Consider the following 1,350-nt stretch of genomic DNA (forward strand, 5'->3'; position numbering starts at 1 on the left):
GGCTCTTCGACGTTTCATGTGGATTTGGCTTCATCCAGCATGCGCCCCACGGGGCTGCCGATCAGGTAGATCATCGCAATGAAATTGCTTTCGTTTCGGTAGCCGCGAGCGCGAGATCTGGCAGCCTGAAAGAGGCCATTCATGCCTTCCAGACGTGCGTTCGTCAGGCCTGAATACCAGCGCCTCACAACCTGGTCGGCATGTCGCTCCAACGTATTGAGTGCTTTTGCCATTGGCTTGAGAAGCGTGTGGCCGGCGACTGCCTCACGCATCACATTGAGGTAATTCGTGATGCGCCAACGAGCCCCGCGCGCTGTCGGTGCGCGACGAATCCACCTCAGCTTTTCCTTGATGATCCATGCATTCGCGGTAGCCCCTTGGTCAGCAACCAGCTCCCGGAGGGCGACCATCTGCTTTTCCGTCAGGTTGTGGTTATCCATGCTTTTCAGCACTGCCCAGCGCAGGGCCTTGGGATGGGCTTTTTCTCGACGTTCCCGCTTACGCACTTCATCCAACGCCTTGGTGAACGTCTGCACGATATGGAACCAGTCAACCGTCACTCGAGCATCAGGAAGATGTTCAGCAGTGCCATTGAGGAAGGCCGGAGACATGTCACACACGACTTCAACCACATTGCCCGGGGCGCCGCCATGTGCCTCTAGAAAGGCGCTGAACGCCTTGATCGTCTCTTTGCCACGTCCTTGGACAGCAAAGATCACCGGCTCTTGTTGGCGTTGCATATCGAGAAATACGGTGACGTAACGTTGCCCTCGACGTGATGCCGTTTCGTCTACCCCGACATTGGCAACCTGAGAAAGATCCAGGTCTCCCAGCATGCGGCCTACGTAATGATGCACGATGCGCCACAAACGCTTGTCAGTGACTTCCAATTGCCGAGAGACGGCGAGCACAGGCATCTCCCTGACCAACGACATGGCAGCCTGTTCAAACAACAGTGTGAAACCACTATCAGGGCGAGCCCAGGGCACCTCGACTCGCTTGACGCCGTGCTCTGGACACCGGGTGCGAGGGACGCGGGCATGGAGATAGCAATGATGCTGGAAGAAGTTCAGGTGTCGCCAGGACTTGTCGGCAAAGTCATGCGCCGGGCATGCCTTGCCGCATTCCGGGCAGGCATAAAGGCTCCCCCGGTCGGCTTCCACGTAAAGCTCGAGACGATGCGGAGATGACGTGGTATCCAGATGCTGGTCCTTGAGTTTCCAAGGCGCTTGCAAGCCCAAGCCAAGGGTCAGGACCTGAGTACCATCCATGTCAATTCTCCAGTCTGTTCGGGGGCCCATATCCTGGACCATTCCAGGGCACTAATTCCACACCTGGCGTCGAAGAGCC

General features: G+C 57.3%; 1 protein-coding gene. It reads right to left on the bottom strand.

The genetic code is table 11. From position 1 onward, the window contains the following. Window positions 1-14: 14 nt before the first annotated feature. A complete protein-coding gene (locus tag BF12_RS0113625; RefSeq protein WP_024952753.1) occupies window positions 15-1,271 on the bottom strand; it encodes an ISL3 family transposase in 1,257 nt (418 codons plus the stop codon). Window positions 1,272-1,350: the final 79 nt, after the last annotated feature.

It is taken from the genome of Cobetia crustatorum (assembly GCF_000591415.1).
In the GTDB taxonomy this organism is placed as follows: Bacteria; Pseudomonadota; Gammaproteobacteria; order Pseudomonadales; family Halomonadaceae; genus Cobetia; species Cobetia crustatorum.